Source organism: Streptomyces sp. SAJ15 (assembly GCF_007595705.1).
Lineage (GTDB): Bacteria > Actinomycetota > Actinomycetes > Streptomycetales > Streptomycetaceae > Streptomyces.
This window is the reverse complement of the sequence record NZ_NISY01000003.1, coordinates 683,280-689,858: the sequence shown is the minus strand read 5'-3', so window position 1 is coordinate 689,858 and position 6,579 is coordinate 683,280. Positions and strand designations below refer to the sequence as shown.

At 73.1% G+C, this 6,579-nt stretch carries 4 protein-coding genes; 1 reads left to right on the top strand and 3 read right to left on the bottom strand.

The window, feature by feature from the left end; all coding sequences use genetic code 11:
• Window positions 1-201: 201 nt before the first annotated feature.
• Window positions 202-780 (bottom strand): MarR family winged helix-turn-helix transcriptional regulator, encoded by a 579-nt coding sequence (locus CD790_RS13190; protein WP_144383341.1) that lies wholly within the window; start codon window positions 778-780, stop codon window positions 202-204.
• A gap of 147 nt (window positions 781-927) precedes the next feature.
• Here CD790_RS13190 and CD790_RS13185 point away from each other — a divergent pair, with 147 nt between their 5' ends.
• Entirely contained in the window at window positions 928-2,244 is a 1,317-nt protein-coding gene (locus CD790_RS13185; RefSeq protein WP_144383340.1) for an MFS transporter, read from the top strand.
• Between the two features lie 73 nt (window positions 2,245-2,317).
• Here CD790_RS13185 and CD790_RS13180 read toward each other — a convergent pair whose 3' ends face one another.
• Both CD790_RS13180 and CD790_RS13175 read right to left on the bottom strand, forming a co-directional pair.
• The gene (locus tag CD790_RS13180; RefSeq protein WP_144383339.1) at window positions 2,318-4,540 is read right to left on the bottom strand and encodes a SpoIIE family protein phosphatase; all 2,223 of its coding nucleotides are present in this window, start codon (window positions 4,538-4,540) and stop codon (window positions 2,318-2,320) included.
• A gap of 439 nt (window positions 4,541-4,979) precedes the next feature.
• Window positions 4,980-6,287: an NAD(P)/FAD-dependent oxidoreductase gene (locus CD790_RS13175; protein WP_399217455.1), complete on the bottom strand. Its 1,308-nt coding sequence runs from the start codon at window positions 6,285-6,287 to the stop codon at window positions 4,980-4,982.
• Window positions 6,288-6,579 lie beyond the last annotated feature (292 nt).

Below are 6,579 nucleotides of genomic sequence, written 5' to 3'. Positions count from 1 at the left end.
CGGATTTCCCTGGAAGCTCATAATCGAGCTTTTCGGTTCGAATTTCGGCATGCCGAAGTCGTTCCCGATCAGGGGCCGTGCAGTGGTGATGTGCCGCCGGTGCGGCTCGAATGTCGCCCGCAGAACCGTTCCGGCCCCGTGGCAACCCGGAGAACACTACGCATCGGGTAGACCCGTGTCAACCCTCGCCCGACCAGCCGCTCAGCTCAGGTCGTTGAGCCGTCCACCGGCGTCCGGCTGGGCCTCCTCGACCCGGCAGAGCACCCGGCGCAGCAGCTCGCCGAGCTGCCCGCGCTCCTCGCTCGTGAGGTCCTGGAGCAGGTCCTCCTCGAAGCCCGAGGCCATCCGCATGGCCTCCAGCCACTTCTCGCGTCCCTCGTCCGTCAGCTCGACGATGACCCGCACCCGGTTGTTCTCGTCCCGCTCCCGGGTCACCAGCCCCTCGCCCGCCATGCGGTCGATGCGGTGGGTCATGGCGGCCGGGGTGAGTCCCAGCCGCTTGGCGAGCTCACCGGGTCCCAGGCGGTACGGAGCGCCGGAGAGGACCAGTGCCTTGAGGACCTCCCACTCGGCGTTGCTGATGCCGAGGGTCGCGGTCTGGCGCCCGTACGCGACGCTCATGCGGCGGTTGAGCCGGGAGAGCGCCGAGACGACCTTCTCGACCTGGGGATCCAGGTCCTGGAACTCGCGCTGGTAGGCCGCGATCTGTTCCTCGAGGCTCGGCTCGGCCGGCCCGGGGGCCGGGGCCGGGCCGGGGCCCGGGACGGATGTGTCAGGCATGCCGCGAAGTATCGCACGTAACTCATTCGACTTGAAGTCCTTCGATGTGTACTCTTTAGCTTCGAACTTTAGGATTGAAGTCTTCAAGCTTCGACTGTCCGACCTCCATGCGTCGCCTGGCCGACGCTTCGACCTAGGTAGGTGAGTGTGACCACCGCGATGGGCGCCGCGCTGCGTCGAATTCAGCTGGGCAACGCGCTGAGCGCGTTCGGCAACGGCTTCACTGTCCCGTTCCTCTTCATCTATGTGGCGCAGGTGCGGGAGCTTGGGGCGAGCACCGCGGGCGTGGTGCTCGCGACGTTCGCCGTGGCCGCCCTGGTCGTGCTGCCCTTCACCGGTCGGGTGATCGACCGCCGCGGGCCGCTGCCCGTCGCCGTCGCGGGCACGATCGCCGCCTCCGCCGGATCGATGGGGCTCGGGCTCGCCGCCACCGAGCCGCTCGTCGTGCTGGCCGCCGCGGCGCTCGGCGCGGGCATCGCGGTGATCCAGCCGGCGCTCGCCACCATGATCGTCTGGTGCTCGACCACCGCGACCCGCTCGCGCGCCTTCGCCATGCAGTTCTTCCTCAACAACCTCGGCCTCGGTGTCGGCGGTCTGCTGGGCGGGCTGCTGGTCGACACCTCGGACCCGTCGAGCTTCGTGCGGCTCTTCTCCATCGAGTCCGTCATGTTCCTGGTCCTGGGGGCGACGGTCGCGACCGTCCGGCTGCCGAAGGTGCCGCGGGTCGAGGACCCGGTGCCCTCCGACGACCGGGCGCAAGGCGGCTGGCGGGCGCTGCTCGCGGACCGCGCGATGGTGCAGCTGTGCGTGCTGGGCTTCGTGATGTTCTTCGCCTGCTACGGACAGTTCGAGGCCGGCCTGGCCGCCTACGCCGTCGAGGTCACCCGGATCTCCCCGGCGACCCTGGGCGTGGCCCTGGCCGCGAACACCGCGGTAATCGTGATCGCGCAGTTCGTCGTGCTCCGGCTCGTCGAGCGGCACCGGCGCAGCCGCGTCATCGCGCTCGTCGGCCTCATCTGGACCGTTGCCTGGCTGGTCGCGGCCGCGGCCGGTCTGGTGCACGACAGCCGCGCGATCGCGACCGCGGCGATCATCTCCACGTACGCGCTCTTCGGGCTCGGCGAGGCGATGCTGTCGCCGACCATCGCCCCGCTGGTCGCGGATCTGGCCCCGTCGCCGCTGCTCGGGCAGTACAACTCCGCGTTCGCCCTGGTCAAGCAGCTGGCCCTGGCGGTCGGCCCGGCGGTGGGCGGGCTGCTGGCGGGCGCCGGGATGTACGTGGCGTACATCCTGATGCTCGTCCTCTGCTCACTGGGCATCACGGCGCTCGCGCTGCGGCTCGGCCAGCGACTGAGCCCCGCCCAGGACAGCCCGCTGCGGGCGCTCGCCACCGCGCCGGTGCCCGCGCCGCGGAGCGCGGCGACGGAGCCGGCGCCCGCGAAGCCGGTGCCCGCCGCCGTCTGATCGACCATCGGGGGCCGGCCGTTCCCCGGGCGGGCCGGTCCGGGCTTCCTCCGCTCCCGCCCGCCCCGCGGGGTCACCCCTCCGGCAGGGCGAACTCGCACCAGACCGCCTTTCCACCCCCGGGAGTGCGGCGCGAGCCCCAGGAGGAGGCGATGGTCGCGACGATCGAGATGCCGCGCCCCGCCTCGTCCACCGGCTCCGCGCGACGGCGCCGCGGCAGATGGTCGTCGCCGTCCGTCACCTCGATGATCAGCCGCCGGTCCGTGCGCCGCAGCCTCAGCCGCATCGGAGGCGTGCCGTGCTGGAGCGAGTTGGCGACGAGCTCGCTGGCGGCGAGCACGCCCAGGTCGCGCAGCTCCATCGGGAAGCGCCAGCTGGCCAGGACGCCCGAGGCGAAGGCCCGCGCGCGGGGAGCGGCCTCCACCCCGCCGAGGAGCTCCAGCGCGGCGTTGTGGAAGAGCTCCGCGTCGTGGCCGGTGCGGGCCGGATGCTGGAGGACGAGCACGGCGACGTCGTCGTCGTGCTCCGCGGTGATGCCCAGGGCGCGGATCAGCCGGTCGCACATCACCTGCGGGGAACCGGTCGCCCCCGCGAAGGCCCGCTCCAGCGCGGCGACGCCCGCGTCGATGTCCATGTCACGCCGCTCCACCAGACCGTCCGTATAGAGGACAGCGCTGGCGCCGGGGCCGAGGGGCACCGAGCCGGAGGTGTGCAGCCAGCCGCCGGTGCCCAGCGGCGGGCCGGTGGGCTCCTCCGCGCGGTGCACGCTGCCGTCGGGCTCGCGGACCAGGATCGGCAGATGGCCCGCCGAGGCGTAGACGAGACGTCCCTCGTTGGGGTCGTGGACCGCGTACACGCAGGTGGCGATCTGATGGGGGTCGATCTCGGCGGCGAGGCCGTCGAGGAGTTGGAGCACCTCGTGCGGCGGCAGGTCGAGCCGGGCGTAGGCGCGCACGGCGGTCCGCAGCTGGCCCATCACGGCGGCCGCCCGCACCCCGCGGCCCATGACGTCGCCGATGACCAGGGCGGTGCGGCCCGCGCCGAGGGTGATCACGTCGTACCAGTCGCCGCCGACGGCGGCGTCCGTGCCGCCCGGCTGGTACGTCGCGGCGACCCGCAGGTCGTCGGGCTGCTCCAGTTCCTGCGGCAGCAGGCTGCGCTGGAGGGTGACGGCGGCCTCGCGCTGCCGGCGCTCGCTGGCCCGCAGCCGCTCGGCGGCCTCCACCTGGTCGGTGACGTCGGCGCCGAAGATGAGGACTCCGCGGTACGCGGCGGCGGTGGGCGAGGGGGCGGCGACCTCGATCGGGGTGCAGGTGAAGGTGTAGTAGCCGTCGCGCGACCGTCGGCCGGCCGTCGGAACCGGCCCCCGCGCGGCGCCGCGCGGGAACCGTACGGAGCAGGCCGGGGCGATCACGGTTCCGCCGGGCATCGCGGCCCCCGTCACGATCACCGACCGTCCGGTGGCGATCGCGGTGGCGGCGCGCGGACCGGCGGGCGGGGCGTCGTCCCGCGCGGTGGGCGGTTCGCCCGGCGGGGCGGACGGCTCGTCCGGCCGAACGGCGCCCGGCCCGTCCGCCGCCTCGGCGCGGTCCGGGGCCAGGCCCGCGGCGTGGTCAGGGGCGGGCTCGACGGGCTCGAGCGCGTCCATCGGGGTCGTCTGCTGGTCCGCCACCGTGCCGGGCTCCTGGTCCGGCGCACCGCTCGCCTCCTCGTCCACCGCCGCGCGGGGCTCCTCGCCCACCGCCACGTCCGCCGCGCGGGGCTCCTGCTCGGTCGACTCGTCCGACGCCGCCTCGGTGCATGGCATGGCGTGCGGGCTGGGGAAGCCGCCGTGCGGGACCCGGCGGGACTTGACCGTGCGGGGCTTGCCGCTGCGCAGCACCTGGTCCATCAGCGGCAGCAGACCCAGCTCGCGCAGCTCGGGAAGCGCCTGGCCGGCGGGGGCTCCGGGGGCGCGGGGACCGAAGAGCGCGGCATAGGCGTCGTTGACGTACGCGATGCGGTGCTCGGGGCCGTAGACGACGGCGACCAGGGCCGGCACATGGCCGAGGACGTCGGGCACGGACAGCCCGTCGAGGGTGGGCACGAGCCGCGCGGGGTCGACGGCGCCGACCGGGGCGGTCGCCGGGGCCTCAGCTCCGGGGTGGGCGGGGTCGGCCCGCTCGCCCCGGGCCGCCGGTACGGAGCCGCCGCCGGCCGGGGCCGAGGACGCCGACCGACCCGCGCCGCGGTCGGCCCGCGCGGCGGCGCGTCGCTGTGTTCCGGGGAGCCGGGCGCTCCAGCGCGTGAAGTTCACTGAGGTCTGCCTCGCGGTGTCGTGATGAGGGGCGGCCCATGGGATGGCGGTCGGGGTCGGCGCCCGGAGCGGCTCCGGCGGCGTCAGCCGCGTCTGGCCCCGTCGCCGCTCTCCCGACCCGCGCGACCGTCGTGGCGACGCTTCTCGCCGGAGCCCGCGCGGCGGGCGCGGCAGCGGGGCACGCCGGCCTGTGAGAGTCGGGCGGCATGGCGGAACAGCAGGTCAGCGGCGTCGGACGGTCGGGCGGCGGCGTATGGGGTGCGATCCCCGGGGGAGTGCAGCAAACGTCCAGGTCCTCGTGATGGTCAGCCTTAGCAGGATTGTCACTCTTCGTAGATGTGAGCCCACCCATGGTCACACGTCCAGTGTGGCGGACCGGACTGACATCCGTCAGACGGTGGCCGCGCGGGGGGAGTTCCGGACTCCGCCGCGCGGCGGTTCAACTGGCCTCGGGATGGCGACCGGTGCCCGCCGCGAGTTCGAACTCGGCACGTGGGTTCTCCAGCGAGCCGAGCGAGACGATCTCACGTTTGAAGAGCCCGGCGAGAGCCCATTCGGCGAACACCCGCGCCTTCCGGTTGAAGGTCGGCACCCGACTGAGGTGGTACGCGCGGTGCATGAACCAGGCGGGGTAGCCCTTCAGCTTCCGCCCGTAGACATGCGCGACACCCTTGTGGAGGCCGAGCGAGGCCACTGAGCCCACGTACTTGTGCGCGTAGTCCGTGAGCGGCCGGCCGTGCAGGGTCGCGAGCAGGTTCTCGGCGAGCACCTTGGCCTGGCGCACGGCGTGCTGCGCGTTGGGGGCGCAGATCGTGCCCGGCTCGTCCGCCGTGATGTCCGGTACGGCGGCGGCGTCCCCGGCCGCCCAGGCGTGCTCGACGCCGTCCACCGTGAGGGCGGCGGTGCAGACCAGCCGGCCGTGGTCGTTCCGCGGCAGGTCGGTGGCGGCCAGGATGGGATGGGGTTTGACGCCGGCGGTCCACACCACCGTGCGGGTGGGGAAGCGGGAGCCGTCGCTCAGCACGGCGACCCGGTTCTCACACGACTCCAGGCGGGTGTCCAGGCGTACGTCGATGTTGCGGCCGCGCAGCTCGCGGACGGTGTACCGGCCCAGTTCCTCGCCGACCTCGGGCAGGATCCGCCCGGTCGCCTCCACGAGGACCCACCTGAGGTCCTCGGGGGCGATGTTGTGGTAGTAGCGGGTGGCGTAGCGGGCCATGTCCTCCAGCTCGCCCAGGGCCTCCACGCCGGCGTAGCCGCCGCCCACGAAGACGAAGGTCAGGGCGGCGTCCCGGACGTCCGGATCACGGGTGGAGGAGGCGATGTCCATCTGTTCCAGGACGTGGTTGCGCAGCCCGATGGCCTCCTCGACGGTCTTGAAGCCGATGGCGTAGTCGGCCAGGCCGGGGATCGGGAGGGCGCGGGAGATGGAGCCGGGGGCCAGGACGAGCTCGTCGTAGTGGATCGCGATCGCGCCGTTCCCCTCCTCCTCGGCGGCGAGAGTCCGCACGGTCGCGGTGCGCTCGGCGTGGTCGATCTCGGTGGCGGCCCCGATGACGACCTGACAGAGCGGCAGCACGCGGCGCAGCGGCACCACGACATGTCGGGGCGAGATGGAGCCGGCAGCCGCTTCGGGCAGGAAGGGCTGATAGGTCATGTAGGGCTCGGGGTCGACCACGATGACCTGTACGGCGCCTTGCCTCAGCTCCCGTTTGAGCTTCCGCTGGAGACGCAGCGCGGTGTACATCCCGACGTAGCCACCGCCGACAACGAGAATGCGCGCAGGTTCCTTCACCCTCCCATGACGCACGCGCGACCCGCGTTTGTCCACAGGCTCGACGAATTGTGTGACCGGCGGTGGCGGGTGCTCCGGTACCGCCGTTCGGCCTAGACGCCCGCAAAGTTCGCAGGTCAGCGCGGGAGTAGCGGGGCGCGGACGGGTACGGAAACGGGAGGGAACGGGCCCGTACTCCGATCGGGGGGCGGTCTGTGCGGAACTACCCCCTTCTTTCTTGACCTGGGCTCAACTATGTTCGTAC